Source organism: Streptomyces sp. SAJ15 (assembly GCF_007595705.1).
GTDB lineage: Bacteria > Actinomycetota > Actinomycetes > Streptomycetales > Streptomycetaceae > Streptomyces.
Window position 1 is genome coordinate 198,070 of record NZ_NISY01000013.1, and the last position, 24,647, is coordinate 222,716.

The following is a 24,647-nucleotide window of genomic DNA, read 5'->3' on the forward strand; positions in this document are numbered from 1 at the left end:
ACTCTACCCGTCGTGCGTGTCCCGGCCGGCGCCGCCCTTACCCGTGCGTACGCCCGGGCCGCTGCGGGCCGGGGCGTGACGCGGGGGCGGTGCCCGGCTCGGTGCCGCAGAACTCGGCCTCCACCAGGTTGGCCGGCATGGCCCAGTCGCCGTTGAGGTTGTAGGCCAGGGTGTGGCGCCCGTCGACGGTCGACACGACCGCCGACAGTGAGCCGAGCCAGCCGCCGTCGTGGCCCCAGACCGTGGTACCGCAGCTCGTCTGGTACTTCGCGAGGCCCAAGCCGTAGCCGGCGGTGGGGACCTCGGGGTGGGGAACCGTCGTCGTCATGGCCTTGAGCTGCTTGGCGGGGAGCAGCTCGCCCCGGAGCAGGGCGCTGAGGAACCGGCTCAGGTCCCCGGTGGTCGAGATGATGTCGCCGTCCCCCCAGCTCTGGGAGCCGTTCTGCGCCGTGACGTCGTAGATCTTCGTCGCCTCGGGGTCGGGGGAGAGCGTCGAGTAGGCCCGGCTGCTGGGGCGGGGCATGAACGAGGTGTCACCGGGCAGGCTGGTGCCGCGCAGGCCCAGGGGCTCGATGACGCGCCCGCGGATCTCGTCCTCGTACGAGTCGCCGCCGGCCGCTTCCAGGATCAGCCCGGCCAGGACGTAGTTGGTGTTCGAGTACTGGTACCGGGTGCCCGGCGCGAAGTCCGGCTGGTGCGCCATGGCGACGTCCACGGCCTCCTGCGGGGTCCTGGTGTCGTAGCGGTGCTTCAGGAAGCCCGGGGCGTAGACGTACTTCTTCAGATAGTCGTCGTCGTTGGTGTAGTCGTAGACACCGCTGGTGTGGTTGAGCAACTGCCGTACGGTGATCTTCCGCCCGTCGTGGCCGTGCCCCCGGACGACTCCCGGCAGCCAGCGCTCCACCGTGTCGTCCAGCCGGAGCCGGCCCTCGGCCTCCATCTGGAGCAGCACGGTCGCCACGAAGGTCTTGGTGATGCTGGCGACTCGGAAGCGGTCCTCGGTGCCGCGCGGCTTGCCGGTCCTCAGATCACCCACCCCCGCGGTCCCCCTCCAGACGCCCTCCCGGTCCCTCGTCCGGGCGGTGACACCGGGGATCCCGCCGTCCACCACGGCCTCCATCGCCCGCTGGACCGCCCCGTGCCCCGGGCTCCCGTCCGCGCTCCGCTCCGAACCGGCCCACGCGGGCGCCGCGGACACCGTGGCGGCCATGGCCGTCACGGCCACGCCCACCACGCCCGCCCGTACCGCTCGCCGAACCGTCCTCACACGCCTCTGCCTCATCGCGTCCCCCCTGCTCCGGTGGAATGACCGCCGCCCTCGGCACAGGCCGTGAGAGCCGGCGTCGTGTCACGCGCCCGACACCGCCATCGCCGAAGGCCGGCACAGAGGAAGACTCCTCACCGAGAGCGCGAGTTGACTCAGCGGTGCCTCAGCGGCCTCGGCGACCAGACCTTCACCGCCTGAACGCCCGACACGGTGTCCGCCTACGAGAGCAGGGCCCTGGCCCGTGCCTCCCGGTAGCGGGTCCATCGTGCGAGCCCGGTCGTGCACGCCGTGGGGCACCGGCGGCACACGGGGCAGTTCGTGGCGTGCACGATGAACGGAATCCAGGCCGCGCGCACCGGGTCCTCCCGGCCGCCGGTCGCCTCCACCAGCGCCGCGTGGAGGCGCAGCGCGTCGGTGAGGCCGCGGGTGGGGCCCGGCGGCACCCGCCAGTGCACGGCGGCGCCCTCGGTACGTCGGGCCGGCGGCACGGGCACGAAGGCGCCGAGCCGGAGGACCGGGTGCGGCAGGGTCCACCCTTCGGCGGCACCCGGGGCCACCAGCCAGTACCGGCACGCCTCGGCCGGGTCCTCGATCACCGCCCCGCTCTCGTCACCGAGCCGCTTGAGCACGTCGTCGGCGCTGCCGAGGCTCACCCGTACGGCGTCCCAGGTCAGGCCCGCGGGCTGCTTCACGGGCGCCGCGCCGGCCGGCGGGGTGATGGCGTTGATCGCCGTGGTGTGGCGGCGGTTCACCGGCTCCGCCCTTCGAGCGCGCGGCGGTCGGCGGCGATCTGGGCGAGGGGGTCGTACGGGGGCGGGTAGTGCGGCGCGCAGGCCGGGCAGGCGTGGATGATGTGGCCGGAGCCGGTGGCGCCGTGGACGTCGGCGACGACGACGGGTTCGGCCGTCATGCGGTCGCAGCGGTGGCAGTGCTTGACGGTGTGGCCGGCGGCCAGCAGCGCGGCGTGGAGCCCGGCGGGCTCGGTGAGGCAGCGGCCCGGTGCCGGCGGTACGCGCCAGTGCAGGCCCGGCCCCTCCGTACGGTCGGCCGGGGGCACGGCGACGTACGCGCCCTTGCCGAGGACGCGGTGCAGCGTCCAGTCCGTGGCCGCGCCGGGTGCCACGAGCCAGTACCACAGGGCGCATTTGCCGTCGGCGATGACGGCCCCGGAGTCTTCGCCGAGGAACGTCAGGGCGGCCTTGCCGATCAGTGCGGGGACTTTGACGGCGTCCCAGGAACGGCCTGCGGGTTGTGCCTTGATGTCTCCGCTATGGGGTGGCATCCACGGGAGGGGGCGGGTCGTCATGGTCGGCTCCAGTGACGGTTGGTCTGTTGACCGTCACATGGTGTCGACGCGGCGGGCTCATAGTGTTCCCGATTCGGGAACACTATGAGCCCGTTGGGGTCCTACATGCCGACCCAGGCGGCCATGGAGGCCAGGGAGTCGGAGGCCCGGCGCTGCCGCCGGACCAGGGTGCCGATCGTCTCCCGCATGAGCGGGTGGTACCTGGCCTGCTGAGGGGCCACCTGACGGGCCCGGCGCAGTGATCGCTCCGCAGCCGCGCCGCGGCCCATCTCCGCGTAGGCGCGACCCATCTCGATGTAGTAGCGCCCCATCCGGATCTTCGGGTGACCCGGCGGGAAGTGCAGCGCCTTGGCCTCCTTCACCGCCTCGCCCAGCTTGCCCAGCTCCACGCGGGTGGCGACGTCGAAGTGGATCACGTTGGTCTTGCCGAAGGACGTCCAGTACACGGTGGGGACGTCGCGCCCGATCTCCTCGGCGGCCTTCCGCGCGAGTTCCATGGAGCCCTTGACGCCGTCGCCGTTCTTGGCCTGGGCCGCGGCGATGGCGGAGGCCAGGTGGAGGCTGCCGGCGACGGCGAGCGCCGGCACGGATCGCGGCTCGTCGCACTGCTCGACCAGGCGGTGGCCGCGTTCGATGACCTTCAGCGACATGCGGTTGTCGCCCCTACGCAGCAGCATGCTGCTGCGCTTGCTCAACCGGATGGCCAGCAGCAGCGGATCCTGGGCCTGTTCGGCCATCCAGCCCATGCGTTCCAGGGCGATCGAGGCGAGTTGGTGGTAGCCGAGGCGGTAGGCGAATTCGTACGACACCCAGTAGCACCAGCTCAGCGAGGTGCTGGCGCGCCGCTGTTGCTCACCCGGCGGCAGCAGGCTCAGCGCGGTGGTGAGCTCGCCCAGCAGGCCCGGGAGCCTGGTGCCGATGTCCTTGTACTCCGTGGCGCACGTTCCCTCGCACAGGGCGTCGACGTCGGCGACGATCCGGTCGATGGGCCGGGGCACGATGTCGGGGTCCGGACCGAGGTCGTACAGGTCCAGTGCCTCGGACAGCGGGCTGATCAGCTTGTCGAGGTGGTCCTGCTGCATCTCGGAGAGGTAGGGCTGGCCGTTGAGGACCGCCACATCGACCTGAAGGACGCGGGCGACCGCCGCGACGAGGGTGGGAGTGGCCGGTGACAGCCCGCACTCGATCTTGGCGAGGGTGCTGCGATTGATGAAGGCCCGTTGCGCCAGCGCCGTTTGTGACAACTGGCGGATTTTCCGGTAGTCCGCGATCCGTGCGCCGGTGTGCTCATCGATGCGCTGTGCCATGCTGGCTCCGTTCTGAACCCAAGACATTCAGAACGGTACCCCTGGTCGGCTCCGGGGGTGGTGCGATCGGCCCCCACTCCGGTGGGGGCCGACGTGTCTGAATCCCTGCGTCTCAGCCACGAGGACGTCGCGAGGTAGCTCCCGCGGCGGAGGTCGATCATCCGCGCGGATGACATCTCGTCGTCGTGGTCCGGCCAGGATGGAGTCATGGCGATCGAGCTCTCTGTGAACGATGCAGTACGTCCGGCCCCGCGCCGGGCACCCCGCCTACGGCCGGGCGCATGGCCGGGGCTCGCTGCCGCGGTGTGGGGGCTCCTGTTCGCGGTACCCAGTTTCGTCTGGGCGATGGGATTCACCTTCGGCGCGCGGACGACGGTGGCGCCGTCCCTGGTGGAGCTCGCCGAGGACCGGGTGGCGTGGTTCGTGGCCGTCTTGTGGGTGACCGGTCTGCTGAAGGTCTTCGGGGCCCTGATCGGGGTCGGCCTGACACGCCGGCGCGGCGGATGGGTCGGCCGTCTCATGGTGTTCTGTGGCGGTGGCGCAGCGGTGCTGCTGGTCTGGCACGGGTGTCTCTTCGTCGTCCATGGAGTGCTGGTCGAGATCGGGACCCGCTCCGTCGCGCCTGACCTGGCGGGGCTGACCCGCTGGTATCTCGGCCTGTGGGGACCGTGGTTCATCGTGGGCGGTCTGGCTTTCGCCGCCGCCACCACGCGGTATGTCCGCCGGCTGGATCCCCGGCGTGAGATGCGGATCTACGGTGCCGTGGGGGCGCTGGGCGCGTTGCTCCTGTCGTCGGCGTCGATGATCACCGGGATCGGCTGATGACCCTCGCGCGGTCCAGCCCACCGTGCTCGGAGGGTGGTCAGATGTCGGAGAAGTCCCCGTGCCGCCCGGCCCCCGCCGCGAACCGCTCGGCGCCGGTCAGGGCCTCCGCGAGGACGCCCTGACCGTGCCGGAGTTCGACCGCAAGGGCGGCCTCTTCGGGCAGCGCCTCCTGCTCCAGCAGCGCCGCGCGGTCCGAGCGGAGGCACGCCTGCGGGTAGCGGGCCAGTTCGGCGGCGAGTCGCTCGGCCTCGGCGCGGGCCCGGCCGCTCGGGACGAGGCGGTTGGCCAGGCCGATCGCGTACGCCTCGGCGGCGGGTACGGGGCGGCCCGTCAGCACCAGGTCCATGGCGCGGCTCGCGCCGATCAGGCGGGGCAGGCGGACCGTGCCCCCGTCGATGAGCGGCACTCCCCAGCGGCGGCAGAAGACGCCGAAGACGGCGTCCTCCTCGGCGACCCGTAGATCGCACCAGAGGGCCAGCTCCAGGCCGCCCGCCACCGCGTGACCGCTGACCGCCGCGATCACCGGCTTGGAGAGGCGCAGCCGGGTCGGGCCCATGGGTCCGTCGCCGTCGGCCGCGACCCGGTTGCCGCGGTCGCTCCCCATCGCCTTGAGGTCCGCCCCCGCGCAGAAGGTCCCGCCTTCCCCCCACAGGACCGCCACCCGGGCGCCCGGGTCCGCGTCGAAGGCGCGGAAGGCGTCGGCCAGCGCCGAGGCGGTGGGTCCGTCCACCGCGTTGCGGACCTCCGGGCGGGACAGGACGACCGTGGTGACCGGGCCCACCCGCTCGACACGGACCGCCGTGCCGCCGGCGGGGGTGTCCGTCGGGCCCTCCGGGTCCGATGCGGTCACCGGACGTCCTTGAGGCGGGCGCGCTCCAGGATGGGGCCGGTGTCGGCGCCGGGAGGCAGCGTGCCGAAGGCGTGTCCCCAGTCCCCGCCGAGGCGGGAGGCGCAGAAGGCGTCCGCGACCGCAGGGTGGCTGTGCCGCACCAGCAGGCTGCCCTGGAGGACGAGGGCCATCTGCTCGGCGAGCCGGCGGGCGAGCAACTGGGCACGCTGGGGGTCGGCGAGTCGGGGGAGCAGCTCGCGCAGCCGCGCGATCGCCGCGTCCAGTCGGGCGTCGGCGCCCGCGGCGGTTTCCACCTCGGCCAGGAAGGCGTCCAACACGCCCTCCTCGCGGCTCAGCGCGCGCAGCACGTCCAGGGCGGCGACATTGCCCGAGCCCTCCCAGATGGAGAGCAGCGGCGCCTCACGGTACAGCCGCGGCATGCCGGAGTCCTCGACGTAGCCGTTGCCTCCCAGGCACTCCAGAGCCTCGGCGGCGTGCGCGCTGCCCCGCTTGCACACCCAGTACTTGCTCACCGCCAGCCCCAGCCGGCGCAGCGCCGCCTCCGCCGGATCGCCGGCCTCCGCCCGGTCCAGGGCGGTGGCCAGCCGCAGCGCGAGCGTGGTGGCCGCCTCGGACTCGATCGCCAGGTCCGCCAGGACGTTCCGCATCAGCGGCTGGTCGATCAGCTCGGCGCCGAACGCCCGCCGGTGCTCGGCGTGGTGCATCGCCTGTCGCAACCCGGCGCGCATGCCGGCGGCCGACCCGATCACGCAGTCCAGCCGGGTCATGTTGACCATCTCCACGATGGTGCGCACCCCGCGGCCGGGCTCGCCGACCCGCCAGGCGAGGGCTCCCTCGTACTCGATCTCGGAGGAGGCGTTGGAGCGGTTGCCCAGCTTGTTCTTGAGCCGCTGGAGCCGGATCGGGTTGCGCGTGCCGTCGGGCAGGACGCGCGGCACCAGGAAGCAGGTCAGCCCCTCGTCGGTCTGCGCCAGGGTCAGGAAGACGTCGCTCATCGGCGCGGAGGTGAACCACTTGTGGCCGGTGAGCGCGTAGGAGCCGTCCGGTTGGGCCTCCGCCCGCGTGGTGTTGGCCCGCACGTCCGAGCCGCCCTGCTTCTCCGTCATCGACATCCCGGCGATCAGGCCGCGCTTCTCCAGCGGGGGCCGCAGCCCGAAGTCGTAGGTCCGGGCGCCGAGCAGCGGTTCGTACACGGCCGCCAGGTCCGGCTGCGCGCGCAGCGCGGGGACCGCGGCGTACGTCATCGAGATCGGACAGCCGTGGCCGGGCTCGGCCTGCGCGAAGGCGTAGAACTTGGCGGCGCGCACCAGATGCGCGCCCGCGCGGGGCTCGCTCCAGGCCGCCGCGTGCTGGCCGCTCTCGACGGCGACCGTCATCAGACGGTGGTACGCCGGGTGGTATTCGACCTCGTCCACCCGGTGGCCGTACCGGTCGTGGGTGTGCAGCACCGGGGGGTTCTCCTCGGCCATCCGCGCCCACTCCCGCACCTCGGCGGAGCCGGCGCGCCGGCCCACCTCCCCGACGTCCGGCACGCCCCACTCGGCTCCGTCCCGACGCAGCGCCTCCAGCAGGGCGGCGTCGTCGGCGGTGCTGAAGTCGATCAGCGGCGGAGCCTGGTTGAAGACCTCGTGGGTTGCGCTCACAGCGACCTCCTGGTCGGCGGGGCGGGGCGTCAGCGAAGTATTACGCTTCCATCATGCGTGATGGAGAACTGTAAGGGATAGGGTTTCCGGGTAGCCATGGAACACACCGCATCCGGCCCCGACGCCGGCACCACCACCCACGGCACCGGCTCCAGCCCCGACGCCGGGCCGCTCACGTTGCGCCCGCTGACCGCGCGCTCGGTGGTGCTCAGCACCCTGCTGGGCCACCACCCGCCGCAGCTCCCGGCCCGCGCGCTGGTCCGGATCGGAGCGCTGTTCGGCACCGCGGAGGGCACCGTCCGCACCGCCCTGACCCGCATGGTCGCCGCCGGCGACCTCGAACCGCACGACGGCGGCTACCGCCTCACCGCGCGGCTGCTGGCCCGCCAGGCGCGCCAGGACGAGAGCCGCGCCCCGCACACCCGGCGCTGGAGCGGCGGGTGGGAGATCGCCGTGGTCACCTCGGAGCGCCGCCCGGCCGCCGAGCGCGCCGCGCTGCGCCAGGCGATGGCCGAACTGCGCCTCGCCGAACTGCGCGAGGGGACGTGGCTGCGCCCCGACAACCTGCTGCGCCCGCACCCGCCCGTCGTCGCCGCGCAGTGCACGCTGCTGACCGGCGCCCCGCGGGACGACCCGGCCGCGCTGGCGGCGCGGCTGTGGGACCTGGACGGCTGGGCGCGGCACGCGCGGGCGCTGCTGTCGGCCCTGGACCGCGCGGACGGTCCCGCCGCGCGCTTCACGGTCGCCGCCGCGATCCTGCGCCATCTGCTGGCCGATCCGGTGCTGCCCGGTCGGCTGCTGCCCGCCGACTGGCCGGGCAGGGAACTGCGGCTGCGCTACGACGAGTTCGAGCGGGAGCTGCGGGCGCTGCTGCCCCGGCACACCGGGGGCTAGCGGGGCCGCACGGCAGGGAGCCCCCGGTCAGGCCGACTCGCGCACCACCAGCTCGGTCGGGAGCACCACCGCCGGCTCCACCTCCTCGCCGCCGGCCAGCCGCAGCAGTTGGCGGGCCAGCACCCGGCCGAGGTGGGCGATGGGCTGGCGGACGGTGGTCAGCGGCGGCTCGGTGTAGCGGGCGGGCTCGATGTCGTCGAAGCCGACCACGGCCACGTCGTCGGGGACCCGGCGGCCCGCCTGGCGCAGCGCGTGCAGCGCGCCCATGGCCATCAGGTCGGAGGCGGCGAAGACCGCGTCGAGATCGGGCCGGTCGGCGAGGAGTTCGCGCATCGCGCGGGCGCCCGACTCGCGGGTGAAGTCGCCCACCGCGACGTACCGCGGCAGCTCCGCGGCCTCCATCTCGGTCCGGTAGCCGGCGAGCCGGTCGATGCCCGCCACCATGTCGCGCGGCCCGGCGACGGTGGCGATGCGGGTGCGGCCCGAGTCGAGCAGATGGCGTACGGCGGCGGCCGCACCCCCCTCGTTGTCCACCCCGACATACGGCAGCGACCGGGGTCCCAGCAGGCGCTCGTTGCAGACGACGGGGATGCCCATCCGGGCCAGCCGGGCCGGCAGCGGGTCGGTGCCGTGCAGCGAGGCCATGATCACCCCGTCCACGTGCCGGGCCAGGGCGAAGCGTTCGATGCGCTCGCGGCCGGCCGCCGAGCGGGCCATCATCAACACCAGTTGCTTGTCGGCCTCTTCCAACTCCTGGCTCACCCCGCGCACGATGCCGGGGAAGAACTGGTCGTCGGAGAAGACCCGCCCCGCCTCCTCGGACAGCACGAGCGCGAAGGAGTCGGTGCGTTGGGTCACCAGGCTGCGCGCCGCCTGGTTGGGCACGTAGCCCAGCTCCCGTATCGCCCGGAGCACCGCCTCCCGACTGTCCTCGGCGACCTTGGGCGAGCCGTTGACGACGCGGGAGACCGTGGCGCGCGAGACGCCCGCGTACAGTGCCACGTTCTCCAGGGTCGGCCGGGTCCGGTGCATGCGCGAGTACCTCATTCGGGTGTCGTCGTACGGATGTCCTAGCTGGTGGGGTGTGCGCCGTCCATGCTCGCAGCACGGTCAAGAGGCCCGGGAGCCATGGGCATAGGGCGGTCTTGCGCGGGTTTCGGAAGGGGTCTGAGACTGCGCCGTGGCCGCGTGGCGACGGATCGCGCGGCGAGACCCCGCGGACCGGCGCACGCGCGCCCACCGAGCGGACCCCCATACCCTTCGAGGAGAGACCTTGAGCAACCTACGGACGATGGCCAAGCTCGTCGGCAACCGGCAGGGCGTTCTGCTGGTGTCGCTCTGGCGGAGGGTGCTCACCCCCGTCTGCCGCGCGGCGTTCCTGACCTCGGCGGTGCACAACGGAGTGCTCCGGCTGCTGGCGGACCAGCCGCGCACCGCCGAGGAGCTGGCCCTCGCGCTCGGCGCGCCCGCCGAGGCCGGCCCTCGGCTCCGGGGCTGGCTGGACGTGGGCGTCGAGCTGGGCGAGCTGGGCCGCCGCGGCGACCGCTACCGGCTCCGCGGCCGGCTGTCCAGGGCGCTCGTCCGCCAGGGTAACGAGGCCGTGGCCGCCTCCCTGGAGCAGATGGTGAGCTACCAGATCCCGGCGCTGCTCCACGCGCCCGCCATGATCAAGGACGGCCGGCGGCTCACCCTGGGCGACATGGACGGCGAGGTCACCGCGCGGGCGAGCCGGGTCCTGGAGCCGTTCATCGAGGCGGCCATCGAACGCGTCGTGGACCGCGGCCGACCGGTCCGGCTGCTCGACATCGGCTGCGGCACCGGCGTCTACTCACGCCACGCGGCGCGCCTCAACCCGCTGCTGACCGGGCTCGCCGTCGACCTGCAACAGGACGTGGCGGACCAGGCGGCCGCCAACCTGGCCCGCTGGGGGCTGGCCGACCGGGTCGACACCCGCCGCGCCGACCTGCGGGAGCTGGAGCCGGGGGAGCCGTTCGACCTCGTGATGATGCACAACAACATCTACTACTTCTCCGAGGGGGAGCGGGTCGCCGTGCTGGAACGGGCCCGCCGGCTGCTCGCGCCCGGCGGGCGGCTGCTGTTGACCACCTCGTGCCGGGACGGGAACGTGGGGCTGCGCATCCTCAACCTCTGGTTCGACCTGGCCGACTTCGGCGGCCCGCTGCCGCACCACCACGAACTCCTGGCGCAGTTGGAGGGAGCGGGCTTCACCGAGGTCCAGGCCACCCGGCTGATGCCGGGTCAGGCGTTCCGCGCCTTCGTGGGCGTGAACGGCTGATCGGCCCGGCGGCTGGTGGGTCCGGTGCCGAGTGCGTGGGTGATGGTGCCGCCCGTCGGAAGCCGTCTCGTACCGCCGCAGAGCGGCGTCAGGCCGCCGACGCGTTCTCCTCCAGGAGCGAGGCGTGGTGGCGCCGGGTGACACCGGGGTGGGCGCGGAGCCAGCCCTTGAGCTCGTTGCGACCGTACTCCGCGAACAGCGGGTTGTTCGGGTCTCGGGTGGCACCGGGCGCCGACTGCGCGTGGGCGAACGGCAGCGGCTTGACCCGGGCGTCCAGCCGCGGGTTGTAGAAGAACGGCACCGAGAAGCGCTCGCGTTCGCTGGGCGGGCTGACCACCCGGTGGTGCGTGGCCTTCAGATAGCCGTCGGTGGCCACCTCCAGCAGCTCGCCGAGGTTCACCACGAACGCCCCGGGGATCGGGGGCACGTCGTGGAAGGCGCCGTCGGCCCGCTCCACCTGGAGCCCGCCGATGTCGTCCTGGAGCAGCAGCGTCAGGAAGCCGTAGTCCTTGTGGGCGCCCACGCCCTGGTCGGCGCCGTCCGGAGCCCGCCCCGGGTAGCGCACCATCTTCAGGTGCAGATGCGGCTCGTCGCGGAAGATGTCGTCGTAGAAGTCCGGCGGCGCGCCGATCGACGCCAACAGCTCGTGCAGCAGCCGGTTGGCGACGTCGCTCAGCCGGTCGACCCAGCGCAGGGCGGTGGTGCGCAGCTCGGGGAGGGCCTCGGGCCACTGGTTGGGGCCCTCCAGCCACCAGTACGCGGGGTCGTTCGGGCCGGGGATCCGCGGCGGCCGCTCGGCCCCGATGTCGAGCTGGTCGCGCCAGTCCCGGCTGCCGCCGGTGTGCTCGTCGCCGATCCGCGTGTAGCCGCGGAAGTGCGGGGACTCCAGGTTGGATATCGCGAGCCGGTCGGCTTCGGGGAGCGCGAAGAAGGCGCGCATGACCCGCATCAGCTCGGCGGTCTCCGCGTCGGTGATGCCGTGGCCGGTCAGCTGGAAGAAGCCGACGTCGTGGGCGGCCGCATGGAGTTCGGTGTGCAGTCGCGCACGGGCCTCCGGTCCGCGGGAGGCGGCGGAGAGATCGATCACGGGCAGCTGCTGCGACATGGGTACATCCGCGAGGTTGAGGCCCGGCGCGGACCGCTGATGGGCGGGCCGCACCGCGACGGTGTCCGGGTGAGACACGGCGCGGCACCGGGTGAAGGCTGAAGGGAGGTGACCGTTCGCGGGGAACGGTAGGTGACGGGTGACGGGTCAGCCAGTGCGCAAACAGGACATGCTCGTGACGCGGACGAAGTCCACGTAGCGGCGGCGAACGAGCGGAATCATGTCTGTCACATTACTTCCGCGTGTACGGCGAGTCGGTGACGGGCGTCACATTCAGGCGATCTTTTATGTCATCAAAGTCTCACTAATACATACCGGCTACGCTCGGCTGACCTGCGACTTCATGCAGTGACCGAAAGGGGGGGCGGCCGTCGGCGGACGGGGACGTCGCCGACGGACGGGGTGCCGCCGACGAGTCGGTCGACGGGTCAGTCGGTGGGTCGGTCGACGGGTCGGTCGACGGGTCGGCCGGCGAGCACGCGGGCGCGACAGTGCGCGGGGCTGCCCCAGGCCGTCCGGAGAGCTCGGGCCTTCCGGAACCAGAGGGACAGCGGGTACTCGTCCGTGTAACCGAGCGCCCCGTGCAGTTGGAGCGCCGCCCGCGCGGCGTCGTACGCGGCCTCGCCCGCCGCGACCTTGGCGGCGGCGACCGCGGCACCGGCGTCCCGCGCCCCGCCGGCCAGCGCCACCGCCGCCCCGTACAGCAGTGGACGGGCGAACTCCAGCGCCACGTGCACGTCGGCCAGCCGGTGCTTGACCGCCTGGAAGGAGCCGATCGGGCGGCCGAACTGAGCGCGCTGCTTCGCATACGCGACGGTGCGATCCAGCAGTGTCAGCCCCACGCCCAGCGTCTGGGCCGAGGTGGCGAAGGCGGCCCAGTCCGTGGCCCGCGCGGTCGCCGCCGCCGCCGCGCGGCCCCGCGCGAGCACCGCGCCGGCCGGGACCGGTCGGGCCAGCCGGCGCGCCGGGTCGAACGAGGGCTGCACCGGGTCGTGCCCGGCTGCCAGCCGCACTGTCGGGCCCTCGGCCTCGACGGTGAACACCGCGTCGACGGCGTCCGCGTCCAGCGCGTACGGGCCGCCGGCGGGGGCGGCCAGCGTGACCGAGGCCCGGCCGGAGGCGATGCGCGGCAGCCAGAACCCGGCCGCCGCGCGGGCGGCCGACCCGGTGGTGCCGTCCGAGGCCCTGACGGTGTCGTTCGCCTTCTTGCTCGTGTCGTCCGCGTTCCGGGTGCTGCCGCCTGGGTCCCGGGGGTTGTCGCCCGTGCTCGGAGTGGTCCGGGGGCTGTCTCCTGCACTCGCGGTGGTGCCGCCTGGGCCCTCGGGGTCGTCACCCGTGCTCGCGGTGGTGCCGCGCGGGTACCGGGTGGTGCCGCCGGAGTCCCCGGCGGAGCCGTCCGCCTCTTCGGCGAGGGCTGTCAGGAGGGCCGAAGCCGCCACCGTCTCGACCAGTGGCCCCGGCACCGCGTGTCGCCCCGCCTCGATCAGCGCCACCGCCAGCTCCACCGGCAGCGGGCCCACGCCCTCGTACGCCTCCGGCACGGCCAGGGCGAAGACGCCGGCGTCCGCGAGTCGTGTCCACAGCGCGCGGCCGGGGCCGTGCTCGCCCGCCGCCCAGGCGCGCGCGACCGCCGGGGTGTCGGCGGCCGACAGCATCCGGTCCAGCGTCCGGGCGAACTCCCTCTGCGCGTCGTCCAGGTCAAACCGCATGCGCGCCCCCCGCCGTCACCGGCGCCCCCGGTCCAGGCCGAGCAGCCGCTCGGCGATGATGTCGCGCTGGATCTCGTTGGTGCCCGCGTAGACCGGCCCGGCCAGCGAGAAGACGTAGCCCTCGGCCCAGCGGCCACCGCCAGGGGCGTCCGTGGCCGCGTCCGACAGCTCCCCGTACGGCCCCAACAGATCCAGCGCCGTCTCATGCAGGGCGAGGTCCAGCTCTGACCAGAAGACCTTGTTGACACTGGCCTCGGCGGGGTTGTCGGCGTTCTGGCGATCAGCCGCCCGCGCGGTGGCGGCGGCCGCGTGTCGCCGGACGGCCGCCCGCGCGGAGGCGCGCGTGCCACTCCATGCCTCAGCCGTCCGCCCTTCAGTCGCCCGCGCGGCGGCCGCCTCGGCCTCCCGGGTCGCGGTCGCACAGGCGCGCAGGTGGTAGGCGCGGGCGGCGATGACCGCGTCCGCGACCCGGTCGCGCAGCGCCGTGTCCGCGGGGTCGGCGCGCTCCCGCCACAGCGCCGCCAGCCGCTCGGCGGCCGCCGTGAACCGCCCCGGCGAGCGCAGCGTCAGCCCCCGCTCGCTGCCGGCGGTGCTCATCGCGACCCGCCAGCCCTGCCCCGGCTCGCCGATCACATCGCGGTCCGGGACGAAGACGCCGTCCAGGAAGAGCTCGGCGAAGGCCGGCTTGCCGTCGAGCCGGCGGATCGGGCGCACCGTCACCCCCGGCGCGTCGAGCGGCAACATCACATACGTCAGCCCCTGGTGCGGGCGCTCGCCCGTCGGCCCGCCGCGGAACAGCCCGAAGGCCCGATCCGCGAAGGCCGCCCGTGAGGACCAGGTCTTCTGCCCGTACAGCAGCCAGCCTCCGGAGGTCCGTCGGGCGGTGGCGCGCAGCGCCGCGAGGTCCGAGCCGGCCTCAGGCTCGGACCACGCCTGGGCCCAGATCACCTCGCCGGCGGCCATGGGCGGCAGCACCCGGGCGCGCTGCTCGGCGGTGCCGTGCGCGAAGAGGGTGGGGGCCAGCAGTTGGGTGCCGTTCTGGCTGACCCGGCCGGGCGCCCCGGCCGCGTAGTACTCCTCCTCGAAGAGCAGCCACTCGGTGGTCGAGGCCCCCCGGCCGCCGTAGCGGCGCGGCCAGGAGACGACCGACCAGCCGTCGGCCGCCAGGGTGCGCTCCCACGCGCGGTGCGCGGCGAAGCCCTCGGCGGTCTCCAGCGAGGGCAGCGGGGCGGTGGGGACGTGCGCGGCCAGCCAGGATCGCGCCTCCGCGCGGAAGGCCGCTTCGTCCGGGCTGGGGTCCAGGTCCATGGGCGCCGCACTCCTTCCCTAACAAGTGTTTGGTAGGTTACCGTGCGCATGTGACCGATAACAGGGCGCGGTACGTCCCGGGACACGGTCTGCTCACCGGGCGCACCGCCGTCATCACCGCCGCCGCGGGCAGCGGCATCGGCGGCGCCACCGCCCGCCGCTTCCTGGAGGAGGGGGCCCGGGTCGTCATCGGCGACGCCCACGCACCCCGCACCGCGCGGGCGGCAGGGGCGCTCGCCGAGGAGTTCGGCGCGGAGCGCGTCGCGGGCCTGGCGTGCGACGTCACCCGGGAGGACGCCGTCGCCGCGCTGCTGGACCTCGCGCGGGAGCGCCACGGACGGCTGGACATCGTGGTGAACAACGCGGGGCTCGGCGGCACCGCCGAACTGGCGGACATGACCGACGGGCAGTGGCACGCCGTGGTCGACACCACCCTCGACGGCACCTTCCGCTGCACCCGCGCGGCGCTGCGCCGGATGCGCGCGGACGGCCGCGGCGGCGTCATCGTCAACAACGCCTCCGTCCTCGGCTGGCGCGCCCAGGCCGGCCAGGCCCACTACGCGGCGGCCAAGGCGGGCGTCATGGCGCTCACCCGCTGCGCCGCCGTCGAGGCGGCAGCCTTCGGAGTGCGGATCAACGCGGTCGCGCCGAGCCTGGCCCTGCACCCGCACCTGGCGAAGGTCACCACCGCGCGAGTGCTCACCGAGCTCGTCGAACGGGAGGCGTTCGGTCGGGCCGCCGAGCCCTGGGAGGTCGCCAATGTCATCGTCTTCCTGGCCAGCGACTACTCCTCGTACATGACGGGCGAGACGGTGTCCGTGAGCGGGCAGCACCCGTGAGGCGACAATGGCCGCGTGCCGAACATCAAGAAGACCGCCGTGAGCGCCGCACCGGAGCGGCGCAGGGAGCTGCTGGACACCGCCGCCGAGGTGTTCGCCGCCCAGGGCTACAACGCGACCACCGTCCGCCGGATCGCGGACGAGGCGGGCATGCTGGCCGGCAGCCTCTACTACCACTTCGACTCCAAGGAGTCGATGCTCGACGAGATCCTCTCCACCTTCCTGAACGAGCTGTGGGCCGGCTATGACGCGGTGCTCGCCGCCGACCTCGGCCCCCGGGAGACGATCGAGGCGCTCGTCACCGAGTCCTTCCGGGAGATCGACCGGCACCGCGCGGCGGTCGCCATCTACCAGAAGGAGTCCAGACAGCTGTCCGCGCAGCCGCGCTTCGGCTACCTCGCCGAGTCGCAGGTGCGGTTCGAGAGGGCGTGGCTGGGCGCCCTGGAGCGCGGTGTCGCGGCCGGGGCCTTCCGTGCCGACCTCGACATCCGACTCGCCTACCGCTTCGTGCGCGACACCGTCTGGGTCGCCGCCTCGTGGTACCGGCCGGGCGGGCGGCACAGCCCCGAGGAGATCGCCCGCCAGTATCTGTCCATGGTGCTGGACGGCATCGCGCCGCGCCAGTGACACACCCCCACGACCGGGCCCGCACGGGCGTCCACGGCCGCCGCGTACCACCGACGCCGCCAACGTCCGGCCCGGGACCATCTCCACGAACGGAGGAGCGGCCATGACCGAGGCATACATCGTCGAAGCCGTACGCACGCCCGTCGGCAAGCGCGGCGGCGCCCTGTCCGCCGTGCACCCGGCCGATCTCGGCGCCTTCGTGCTGCGCACGCTGATGGACCGCGCGGGCTGCGACCCGGCCGCCGTCGACGACGTCGTCTTCGGCTGCCTGGACGCGGTCGGCCCGCAGGCCGGGGACATCGCGCGGACCAGCTGGCTGGCCGCCGGACTCCCGGAGTCGGTGCCGGGGGTGACGGTCGACCGCCAGTGCGGCTCCTCCCAGCAGGCCGTCCACTTCGCCGCCCAGGGCGTGCTCTCCGGCACCCAGGAGCTGGTGGTCGCCGGCGGTGTGCAGAACATGTCCCAGGTGCCGATCGGCTTCGCCAGCCGGCAGGCCACCGAGCCGCTCGGGCTGCGCGAGGGGCCGTTCGCCGGCTCCACGGGCTGGCGGGCGCGGTACGGCGACCAACCGGTCACCCAGTTCCACGGCGCCGAGCTCATCGCCGAACAGTGGGACATCTCGCGGGAGGAGATGGAGGAGTTCGCCCTCCGCTCCCACCAGCGGGCGGTGCGCGCCGCCGACGAGGGCCGCTTCGACCGCGAGATCGCGGCGTACGGGGAGACGTCGGCCGACGAGGGGCCCCGCCGCGACACCTCGCGCGAGAAGATGGCCGCCCTCAAGCCGCTGCGCGAGGGCGGCCGGATCACCGCGGCCCTCGCCGCCCAGGTCTCCGACGGCGCCGCCGCGCTGCTCCTCGCCTCCGAACGCGCGGTGCGCGACCACGGCCTGACGCCGCGCGCCCGCGTCCACCACCTGTCCGTACGCGGCGAGGACCCGATCCGGATGCTCACCGCCCCGATCCCGGCCACCGCCCACGCCCTGAGCCGGACCGGCATGACCATCGACGACATCGACCTGATCGAGATCAACGAGGCGTTCGCCCCCGTGGTGCTCGCCTGGCTCAAGGAGACCGGCGCCGACCCCGCGCGGGTCAACGTCAACGGAGGAGCCATCGCCCTGGGCCACCCCCTCGGCGCCACCGGAGCCCGGCTGATGATCACCCTCCTGCATGAACTGGAGCGCACCGGAGGCCGCTACGGGCTCCAGACGATGTGCGAGGGCGGCGGTCAGGCGAACGTGACGATCATCGAACGGCTCTGAGGACGCCGTCGCGCGGACGCCGTCGGCCGTCAGGCCCGCGCGGCGGGTTCACCCCCGCGCGGGCAGCCGGGACAACACCTCGGACGCCTCGGTCATGACGCGTCCGACCAGCTCCGCGCACGACGGCAGGTCGTCGACGCGGCCGACGACCTGCCCGGAGGCCATCACACCGAGATCGGTCCTGCCGTCCACCATGGACGCCTTGAGCAACATCGGGGTGTTCGCGGCCAACAGCACCTGACTCCACGACAGGCCCCGGGCGCGCCGCAGCGCCGCGCCGTCGCGCAGCAACTCCGCCCAGCCGAGCCCCGACAGCCGCCGGAAGGACGCGGCGTGCCGCGCGGCGCGCAGCAGCGCGGCGGCCCGGCCGGAGCGCTCCAGGGAGGCCACGAGCTCGCTGCGGAGCATCCGATGGGGCAGCCCGTCCACCCGGGTGGTGACGACGGCGTCCGCCGCTGCGGACGCCAGATAGCGGGTCTTCACGGCGTCGGGGACCGTGCTGTCGGAGGTCAGCAGGAAGCGCGTGCCCATGGCCACGCCGGCCGCGCCGTAGGCGAGCGCGGCGACGAGCCCACGCCCGTCGCAGAAGCCGCCGGCGGCGATGACGGGGATGTCGACGGCGTCCACGACCTCGGGCAGCAGCACGGTGGTGGCGACCCCTCCCGTGTGTCCGCCGCCCTCGCCGCCCTGCACCAGGACCGCGTCCGCGCCCCAGGCCGCCACCTTCTCGGCGTGCCGGCGGGCGCCGACCGACGGGATGACGACCACACCCGCGTCCTTCAGTCGGGCGATCAGCGTTCGGGAAGGGGCGAGAGCGAAGGAGGCGACGCGCACCCCCTCCTCGATGAGAACGCGCACGCGCTCGGCCGCGTCGCCGGCGTCGGCACGCAGATTGACGCCGAAGGGCGCGTCCGTGCGGGACCTCACCTCGCGCACCGCCGCCCGCAGCCGCTCCGGGGTCATGGTCGCGGAACCGAGCACGCCCAGCGCCCCGGCTTCGGCCACGGCGGAGACCAGCCGGGGCCCGGCCACCCAGCCCATGCCCGGCTGCACGATCGGATGGCGCACGCCGGTGAGCCGGGTCAGCGCGGTCGGCAGGGCGGGCGGGGCGGCGGTCACGCCCGCACCTCCCGGTGGCGGCCGCCGCGCGGGTCGAGCACGTCCCTGATCAGACGCAGCTCCTCGGGCGTGGGCTCGCGGGTGTACGGGACGTCGTCGGGCACCGCCAGCGGGAATCCCGTCGCGTCCCGCACCTGGTCGACGCCGACGCCGGGGTGCAGCGAACGCAGCCGCATGGTGCGGTCGGGAGTCTCGAAGTCGAGCACGGCGAGGTCGGTGACGACGCGATGGAGGTGGTGGTAGCGGGTGGCCGAGGGGCCGGCGGCGGCCGCGCGGTCGTACCCCACGCCGCAGACCATGTCGACCCGCTCGACGAAGACCCGGCGGGTGTGCCGGGGGATCCAGTAACTGGTCGGGTGGTTGACGGTGTTGACCGGGGCACCGCGCACGCCCAGCAGCTGCCGCAGGGGCTGCTTCCAGTCGCCGATGCAGGAGATGTTCTGGTTGCCGTGCCGGTCGAGCTGGGCGGCGCCCATCATCACGTGCCGTCGGCCGCCGGTGACCAGCGCCAGGTGCCGCCGGTACGGCAGCCAACCCTCCACGACGCCCGGCTCGGCGCCCACGAGCATCGCCTCACCGTCGGTGAGCAGCAGACCGGGCGAGAAGGTGGCCTTGGCAAGCCGCGCGCCGATGCCGGGCACCGTGCCCATCGGGCTGGCGAGGATCTCGCCCGCCCCCCGCCACACCTCGGCGCAGGCGACCACGCAGTACTCGGCGCGGGTGGCGGTCACGCGTCCTCCTCGGTGAAGGCCGCCACGGCGGCCTGGTAGTCGTCCTCGGTCCCGGACAGGAACCGCGCGGTGAACTCCCGCCAGGCGGCGGGGTCGGCGGCCGCCGCGGCGTACGCGCGCTGGAACGCCTCGTCGCGGCCGTAGTCCGGGGCGCAGGAGGTGAAGTGCGCGCCGTGGGGGGCTTCGATGACGCCGGTGACCACGTCGCGACGCAGGAGCAGCGTCTGCGGTACGACCGCCCCGCGCGGGGCGGTGCCGCCCGCACCGCCTCCCAGCCCGGGTCGGCCGTCGCCCGTACCGCCCGGAACGCCCCCCGCGCGGGCCGAGTCGTCGTCCGCACCGCGCGAATCGCCGTTCGCGCGGGCCGTGCCGCCTCCCGCGCGGTCGCCGTCGGACCGCTCCGCGCCCAGCAGGTCCGCGCTGGCCACGACGCGCTCACACGACACGTACGCCTCCGTCGCCGCCTCACAGAACAGGTCGTCGAAGTACGGATCGGGACCGAGGTACTGGCCGTTGCCCCGCGCGTCCGCGCGGTTGAGATGCACGAGCGCGGCGTCCAGTCGCAGCGCCGGCACGGCCGCCAGCTCCTCCCCGTCCTCGTAGGGCGATCTGACCGTGCGCAGCCCGGGGTTGACCGTCATCACGTCGGAGCCGAGCCCGGCCCGCACCGGCATGAAGGGCACGCGGTGCACGGCGGCGGTCAGCCCCCACATCACCATCGCCTCGTCCAGCTCGGTCAGTTCGAAGCCGCCGCGCTGCCGTGCCGCGCGGAAGTGGGGTTCCAGGGGGATCGAGTCGAGCGTGGCGAAGGCCGTGACGAGCCTGCGGATCCGGCCGGCGGCGGCCAGCAGACCGACGTCCGGGCCTCCGTAGGAGACGACCGTCAGATCGGTGACGTCCGAACGCAGCAGGGCGCGCACGAGCGCCATCGGCTTGCGCCGCGCGCCCCAGCCGCCGATGCCGACGGTCATGCCGCTGGAGAGCCGTCCGACGGCCTCGTCGGCGGTCATGGTCTTGTCCGCGCGTACGGCACCCGCGCCCGTGCCCGCGCCCCCGCCCGCGCCCGTGGCAGGCGGCTCCGTGGCGTCCGCGACGGTGGCGCCCGTGCCCCCGACCTCCGGGGGCGTGCCGTCCCTGGTCATGTCCCTGGTCATGCCCGTCGCTCCCGGTCGTCGAAGGCGTCACGGACCCGCTGGGCCACGCCGTCGAGCGCCGCCTCGAAGGTGAAGCCCTGCTCGTAGCGGTAGCTACGCCGCACGTCGACCGCGTCCAGGCCCTCGATGCCGTTGATGGCCGCCTTGGCGAGCCGCAGCAGGGTGCCGTCCTTGGCGGCGATCTCGCGAGCCAGCGCCAGGGCCGTCCGGTCCAGCTCCGCGCGGGACACCACCGACCACACCGAGCCGTGCCGGTGCAACTCGTCCGCGGTGGCGGTGCGCGAGGTGTAGTACAGCGCGCGCATCAGGTGGCGGGGGACCAGGCGGGCCAGGTGCGTGGCGGCGCCGAGCGCGCCGCGGTCCAGCTCGGGCAGCCCGAAGACCGCGTCGTCGCTGGCCACGATCGCGTCCGCGTTGCCCACCAGGCCGATGCCGCCGCCCAGGCAGTAGCCGTGCACGGCGGCGACGACCGGCACCTCGCAGTCGTAGACGGCGGCGAAGGCGGCGGCGCAGCCCCGGTTGGCCCCGAGCAGCGCCGCGTGACCCGCCGCGCGCCGTAACTCCTTGATGTCGACGCCGGCGTTGAAACCCCGGCCGGCGGCGGTCAGCAGGACGCAGCGGTTCCCGGGGTCCGCGCCCGCGCGGCGGACGGCGTCGGCCAGGTCGTACCAGCCCCGCACGGGAAGAGCGTTGACCGGGGGATAGTCCACGGCGACCACGGCGACGCCCGGTTCGGGAACGGTGGTGGAGACACCCATGAGCAGATCCGCTACCTTTCCACCAAACGTTTGTTAGGTGCGAAGGTAGCAGCGGATCGCGCGCCGCGGGAGGTGCCCCTTGGCCGTCACCATCGACCTGTCCGGCCGCGTCGCGCTGGTCACCGGGGGCACCCGCGGCGTCGGCGCGGGCATCGCCCGCGCCCTGCTCGCCGCGGGCGCGGAGGTGGTGGTCTGCGCGCGCCGACCGCCCGACCACCCCGTCGCGGCGGACGGCCGCACCGCCCGCTTCCTCCCCGTCGACCTGCGCGACCCGGCCGCCGCGGAGACGCTCTTCGCACGGCTCGGAAAGGACCACGGACGGCTGGACACCCTGGTCAACAACGCCGGCGGCACCCCCTATCGGCTGCTCGCGGACGCCACCTCGGGCCATGCCGTCCGCGTCGTCGAGCTCAATCTCCTGGTGCCGTTGACCGCGTCGCTCGCCGCCTACGCGCTGATGCGGGAGCAGCGCGGCGGCGGGAGCATCGTGATGATCGGCAGCGTCAGCGGCAGCCGGCCGTCACCCGGCAGCGCGGCGTACGGGGCGGCCAAGGCGGGTCTGGAGAGCCTCGCCCGGTCCATGGCCGTGGAGTGGGCGCCGACCGTGCGCGTCAACACCGTCGTCCTCGGCATGGTCCGCACCGAACGGACCGCGATGCACTACGGGGACGAACAGGGGGTCGCCGCGGTCGGCCGCACGGTGCCGCTGGGTCGCCTCGCGGAGCCCGCCGAGGCCGGGGACGCCTGCGTCTTCCTCGCCTCCGAGTTGGCCGCGTACATCAGCGGGGCGAGCCTGCACGTCCACGGCGGCGGCGAGCGCCCGGCGTTCCTCGGCGCGGCCAACGCCCACCCCACGACCTGAACGAGGAGCCGTGATGACACGAGAGGAGCCGTGGTGAGCGGAGTCTGCGCGGGGCGCGTCGTCGCCGTCACCGGCGCGGGTCGCGGGCTGGGCCGCGCCCACGCGCTCGCCTTCGCCGCCGAGGGGGCGCGCGTCGTCGTCAACGACCTGGGTGTCCGTCCGGACGGGGAAGGGGGCTCCGCCGACCCGGCCCAGCGGGTGGTCGAGGAGATCAGGGCGCGCGGCGGCCAGGCCGTCGCGCACGCCGGCGACATCGCCACGGTGGACGGCGCGGACTCCCTGGTCGCCACCGCGCTGGACGCCTTCGGCGGGCTGGACACCCTGGTCAACAACGCGGGGTTCGTCCGGGACCGGATGCTGGTCAACCTCGAGCAGGCCAACTGGGAGGCCGTGTTACGCGTCCACCTCACCGGGCACTTCCTGCCGCTCCGCAGCGCCGCGGCACACTGGCGGGCCGAGGCGAAGGCCGGTCGGGAGCCCGTCGCCCGGGTCGTCAACACCGCTTCGGGAGCGGGGCTGGCGGGCAGCGTGGGGCAGAGCGGCTACTCCGCCGCCAAGGCCGGGATCGTCGGCCTCACCCTCGTCGCGGCGGCCGAGCTGGGCCGGTACGGGGTCCAGGTCAACGCCGTCGCCCCGGCTGCCCGCACCCGGATGACCGAGCACGTCTTCGCGGAGACGATGGCCGCGCCCCCCGACCCGACCGCCTTCGACGCGATGGCCCCGGGGAACGTCTCCCCTCTGGTGGTGTGGCTGGGCTCGGCCGCCTGCGCCGGCGTCACCGGCCGGGTCTTCGCGGCGGAGGCCGGGCGGATCACCGTGATGGAGGGGTGGCGCCCCGGCCCCACCGTCGACAAGGGAGCCCGCTGGACCCCGGCCGAGGCCGGCGCGGCCACCACCGAACTGCTCGCCCACGCCGAACCGCCCCAGCCGGTCTACGGGGCGGAATGACCCTGGTCCGCGGGCTGACCCCCGCCTGGGGGGTGGCTGATTCCCCGCCTCGGGGGGTGGCTGAACCCCCGGGCTCGGGGGGTGGCTGAACCCCGCCTGGGGTGGCTGATCCCTGCTCCGGGGGGTGTGGCTGAACCCCCCGCCCGGGGGTGGCTGAACCCCGCGGTGGGGTGGTGCCAACACCACCCCACCGCGGGGGTCCAGGGCCATGGGCGGGAGCTCGCCGGCCCGGCACTCTGGATGCGTGGGAAACACGACCGTCACGCACACCCGGGGGGCACGGATGGACACACACGTCGCGGACCGCCGAGCACCTCACCCTCGGCGGCCTGGAGCAGTAGCGGCGGAAGCCACGCCAGGACGCGGGGCAGGTGCCTCGTGGCGCACGTGCCTCGGACGCACGTCCCTCGTGACGCACATGTCTCGTGACGCACGTGCCTGGTGGCCCCATCGCCGGTCACGCCGCGCCCGACGATGGGAGCCCATGCCGCCGGTCGGCTCAGATGGTGACGCCGTGGGCGCGCAGATAGCCCAGCGGGTTGATATCGGAGCCGTAGTCGGGACCGGTGCGCACCTCGAAGTGCAGATGGGGGCCGGTTGCGTTGCCCGTCGAACCCGACCGGCCGATCTGCTGACCGGCGTTGACCGGCTTCCCGGCCCGCACCGACAGCTGAGAGAGGTGTGCGTACTGGCTGTACTTGCCGTCGGGATGGCGGATCACCACCTGGTAGCCGTAGGCGTCAGCCCAGCCGGCCGAGACGACCTCGCCGGCGGCGATGGCCTTCACCGACGTGCCGATCGGCACCGGGAAGTCGACGCCCGTGTGGTAGCCGCTCGCCCAGCCGGAGCCCGGGACCCGATAGGCGGTGCCCGGGCCGATGCCGCCGACCGGGGCCGTGAAGCCGGACTTCGCGGACCGGGACTCGCGGGACCGCTGCTGGCCCCGTTCGGCCCGGTCCCCGGCCTGCTTCCCGGCCTGCTTCCCGGCCTTGTCCTCCTTCCCGCGCTTCCCGCTCTGGGAGCCCCCGCCGCCCGGGGACTTCTTCGCCGGGGCGCCCTCCTTGAGGGAGAGCCGCTGGCCGGGGAGGATCAGGTCGGGGTCGTCGCCGACGACCTCGCGGTTGACGGTGTAGAGCGTCTGCCAGCCGCCGTCGAGATCGTGCGCCTCGGCGATCCCGGACAGCGAGTCGCCGCCGACGACCACATACGCCCCGGCCTTGCCGCCGGAGCGCCCCGGCAGGCTGGTCGGCTCGCTCTTCGGCGTCGCCCCGGGCTTCTTCTGGGACGTACGGGCCGTGGCGGAGGTCTTCTCGGCGGACGGCTTCGCGCCCGACGCCGCCTTGGGCTTCGCGCCCGACGCCGCCTTGGGCTTCGCGCTGGACGCCGCCTCGGGCTTGGCCTCCGGTGTGCGCCGTGGAGCCGCGCCGTCCCGGGTCAGCCCGGCCCGCTGGGAGCAGACCGGCCAGGCCCCCGGACCCTGGCCGTCCAGGACCCGCTCGGCCACCGCGATCTGCTGGTCCTTGCTGGCCAGGTCGGCACGGGCGGCGTAGGCCGTGCCGCCGTACGCCTCCCAGGTGGACTGGGTGAACTGCAGCCCGCCGTAGAAGCCGTTGCCCGTGTTGATATGCCAGTTGTTGGTGGACTCGCAGGCGGCGACCTTGTTCCAGGTGTCGACGGAGGCGGCGTGCGCGCCGGTCGCGCCGACCAGCGGGATGGCCAACCCGGCGCCGCTCGCGGTGACGCTCAATGACGCCCGGGAGACTCGATTGGGACGGTACCGGCGGTGACGTCCGCGTGCAGGCATGAACCGCATCCTCTCGACCGGGGGCAGGGGTGCG

Annotated in this window: 23 protein-coding genes; 8 read left to right on the top strand and 15 right to left on the bottom strand. The window is 74.1% G+C overall.

Features of this window, described 5'->3' with window-relative positions:
* Positions 1 to 37: 37 nt before the first annotated feature.
* The 4 genes from CD790_RS27165 to CD790_RS27180 form a co-directional block, all read right to left on the bottom strand.
* The gene (locus tag CD790_RS27165) at positions 38 to 1,267 is read right to left on the bottom strand and encodes a serine hydrolase (protein WP_260867907.1); all 1,230 of its coding nucleotides are present in this window, start codon (positions 1,265 to 1,267) and stop codon (positions 38 to 40) included.
* Between the two features lie 218 nt (positions 1,268 to 1,485).
* Complete coding sequence (locus CD790_RS34880; protein WP_186319263.1) at positions 1,486 to 2,019, bottom strand: hypothetical protein; 534 nt, start codon at positions 2,017 to 2,019, stop codon at positions 1,486 to 1,488.
* On the bottom strand, positions 2,016 to 2,573 hold the full coding sequence (locus tag CD790_RS36235) for a hypothetical protein (RefSeq protein ID WP_260867908.1): 558 nt from the start codon (positions 2,571 to 2,573) through the stop codon (positions 2,016 to 2,018). The genes CD790_RS34880 and CD790_RS36235 overlap by 4 nt, the downstream gene beginning before the upstream one ends.
* 101 nt (positions 2,574 to 2,674) lie before the next feature.
* Entirely contained in the window at positions 2,675 to 3,880 is a 1,206-nt protein-coding gene (locus CD790_RS27180) for a helix-turn-helix transcriptional regulator (RefSeq protein ID WP_144385989.1), read from the bottom strand.
* A 207-nt stretch (positions 3,881 to 4,087) separates the two neighbouring features.
* On the opposite strand from CD790_RS27180, the gene CD790_RS27185 reads away from it, so the two are divergent.
* Positions 4,088 to 4,702: a DUF3995 domain-containing protein gene (locus CD790_RS27185; RefSeq protein ID WP_144385990.1), complete on the top strand. Its 615-nt coding sequence runs from the start codon at positions 4,088 to 4,090 to the stop codon at positions 4,700 to 4,702.
* A 40-nt stretch (positions 4,703 to 4,742) separates the two neighbouring features.
* Here CD790_RS27185 and CD790_RS27190 read toward each other — a convergent pair whose 3' ends face one another.
* Together CD790_RS27190 and CD790_RS27195 are read right to left on the bottom strand one after the other, a co-directional pair.
* Positions 4,743 to 5,555 carry a crotonase/enoyl-CoA hydratase family protein gene (locus tag CD790_RS27190; RefSeq protein ID WP_144385991.1) on the bottom strand — a complete coding sequence of 271 codons (813 nt, stop codon included), beginning with the start codon at positions 5,553 to 5,555 and terminating at the stop codon, positions 4,743 to 4,745.
* Positions 5,552 to 7,198, bottom strand: a complete 1,647-nt coding sequence (locus CD790_RS27195; RefSeq protein WP_144385992.1) for an acyl-CoA dehydrogenase family protein — start codon at positions 7,196 to 7,198, stop codon at positions 5,552 to 5,554. Before CD790_RS27195 ends, CD790_RS27190 begins: the two co-directional genes overlap by 4 nt.
* 96 nt (positions 7,199 to 7,294) lie before the next feature.
* On the opposite strand from CD790_RS27195, the gene CD790_RS27200 reads away from it, so the two are divergent.
* Entirely contained in the window at positions 7,295 to 8,092 is a 798-nt protein-coding gene (locus tag CD790_RS27200) for a PaaX family transcriptional regulator C-terminal domain-containing protein (protein WP_144385993.1), read from the top strand.
* Between the two features lie 27 nt (positions 8,093 to 8,119).
* Here the strand turns inward: CD790_RS27200 and CD790_RS27205 are convergent, their stop codons facing one another.
* Positions 8,120 to 9,124 carry a LacI family DNA-binding transcriptional regulator gene (locus CD790_RS27205; protein WP_144385994.1) on the bottom strand — a complete coding sequence of 335 codons (1,005 nt, stop codon included), beginning with the start codon at positions 9,122 to 9,124 and terminating at the stop codon, positions 8,120 to 8,122.
* A 241-nt stretch (positions 9,125 to 9,365) separates the two neighbouring features.
* On the opposite strand from CD790_RS27205, the gene CD790_RS27210 reads away from it, so the two are divergent.
* The gene (locus CD790_RS27210; RefSeq protein ID WP_260867909.1) at positions 9,366 to 10,388 is read left to right on the top strand and encodes a class I SAM-dependent methyltransferase; all 1,023 of its coding nucleotides are present in this window, start codon (positions 9,366 to 9,368) and stop codon (positions 10,386 to 10,388) included.
* Positions 10,389 to 10,476: 88 nt separating this feature from the next.
* On the opposite strand, the gene CD790_RS27215 is transcribed toward CD790_RS27210, so the two are convergent.
* The 3 genes from CD790_RS27215 to CD790_RS27225 all read right to left on the bottom strand — a co-directional run bounded on the left by CD790_RS27215 (position 10,477) and on the right by CD790_RS27225 (position 14,510).
* Positions 10,477 to 11,493 (bottom strand): isopenicillin N synthase family oxygenase, encoded by a 1,017-nt coding sequence (locus tag CD790_RS27215; RefSeq protein ID WP_144385995.1) that lies wholly within the window; start codon positions 11,491 to 11,493, stop codon positions 10,477 to 10,479.
* Between the two features lie 428 nt (positions 11,494 to 11,921).
* Entirely contained in the window at positions 11,922 to 13,202 is a 1,281-nt protein-coding gene (locus tag CD790_RS27220) for an acyl-CoA dehydrogenase family protein (RefSeq protein ID WP_144385996.1), read from the bottom strand.
* A 15-nt stretch (positions 13,203 to 13,217) separates the two neighbouring features.
* Positions 13,218 to 14,510, bottom strand: coding sequence for an acyl-CoA dehydrogenase family protein (locus tag CD790_RS27225; protein ID WP_144385997.1), 1,293 nt, complete (start codon positions 14,508 to 14,510; stop codon positions 13,218 to 13,220).
* Between the two features lie 50 nt (positions 14,511 to 14,560).
* Between CD790_RS27225 and CD790_RS27230 the strand changes: the two genes are divergently transcribed.
* From CD790_RS27230 to CD790_RS27240, 3 genes are all read left to right on the top strand, one after another.
* A complete protein-coding gene (locus CD790_RS27230; RefSeq protein WP_144385998.1) occupies positions 14,561 to 15,349 on the top strand; it encodes an SDR family oxidoreductase in 789 nt (262 codons plus the stop codon).
* Between the two features lie 15 nt (positions 15,350 to 15,364).
* The gene (locus tag CD790_RS27235; protein WP_144385999.1) at positions 15,365 to 15,976 is read left to right on the top strand and encodes a TetR/AcrR family transcriptional regulator; all 612 of its coding nucleotides are present in this window, start codon (positions 15,365 to 15,367) and stop codon (positions 15,974 to 15,976) included.
* A 103-nt stretch (positions 15,977 to 16,079) separates the two neighbouring features.
* Positions 16,080 to 17,237, top strand: a complete 1,158-nt coding sequence (locus CD790_RS27240; RefSeq protein WP_144386000.1) for an acetyl-CoA C-acetyltransferase — start codon at positions 16,080 to 16,082, stop codon at positions 17,235 to 17,237.
* A gap of 48 nt (positions 17,238 to 17,285) precedes the next feature.
* On the opposite strand, the gene CD790_RS27245 is transcribed toward CD790_RS27240, so the two are convergent.
* The 4 genes from CD790_RS27245 to CD790_RS27265 form a co-directional block, all read right to left on the bottom strand.
* Positions 17,286 to 18,335, bottom strand: a complete 1,050-nt coding sequence (locus tag CD790_RS27245) for a nitronate monooxygenase (protein WP_186319273.1) — start codon at positions 18,333 to 18,335, stop codon at positions 17,286 to 17,288.
* A 17-nt stretch (positions 18,336 to 18,352) separates the two neighbouring features.
* Positions 18,353 to 19,087 (bottom strand): CoA-transferase subunit beta, encoded by a 735-nt coding sequence (locus CD790_RS27250; RefSeq protein ID WP_144386002.1) that lies wholly within the window; start codon positions 19,085 to 19,087, stop codon positions 18,353 to 18,355.
* The gene (locus CD790_RS36240; RefSeq protein ID WP_260867926.1) at positions 19,084 to 20,097 is read right to left on the bottom strand and encodes a CoA transferase subunit A; all 1,014 of its coding nucleotides are present in this window, start codon (positions 20,095 to 20,097) and stop codon (positions 19,084 to 19,086) included. Before CD790_RS36240 ends, CD790_RS27250 begins: the two co-directional genes overlap by 4 nt.
* 140 nt (positions 20,098 to 20,237) lie before the next feature.
* Entirely contained in the window at positions 20,238 to 20,999 is a 762-nt protein-coding gene (locus tag CD790_RS27265; RefSeq protein ID WP_144386003.1) for an enoyl-CoA hydratase family protein, read from the bottom strand.
* A 79-nt stretch (positions 21,000 to 21,078) separates the two neighbouring features.
* Here CD790_RS27265 and CD790_RS27270 point away from each other — a divergent pair, with 79 nt between their 5' ends.
* A complete protein-coding gene (locus CD790_RS27270; RefSeq protein WP_144386004.1) occupies positions 21,079 to 21,861 on the top strand; it encodes an SDR family oxidoreductase in 783 nt (260 codons plus the stop codon).
* Positions 21,862 to 21,894: 33 nt separating this feature from the next.
* On the top strand, positions 21,895 to 22,809 hold the full coding sequence (locus CD790_RS27275) for an SDR family oxidoreductase (RefSeq protein ID WP_144386005.1): 915 nt from the start codon (positions 21,895 to 21,897) through the stop codon (positions 22,807 to 22,809).
* Positions 22,810 to 23,308: 499 nt separating this feature from the next.
* On the opposite strand, the gene CD790_RS27280 is transcribed toward CD790_RS27275, so the two are convergent.
* The gene (locus tag CD790_RS27280) at positions 23,309 to 24,613 is read right to left on the bottom strand and encodes a transglycosylase family protein (protein WP_144386006.1); all 1,305 of its coding nucleotides are present in this window, start codon (positions 24,611 to 24,613) and stop codon (positions 23,309 to 23,311) included.
* Positions 24,614 to 24,647 lie beyond the last annotated feature (34 nt).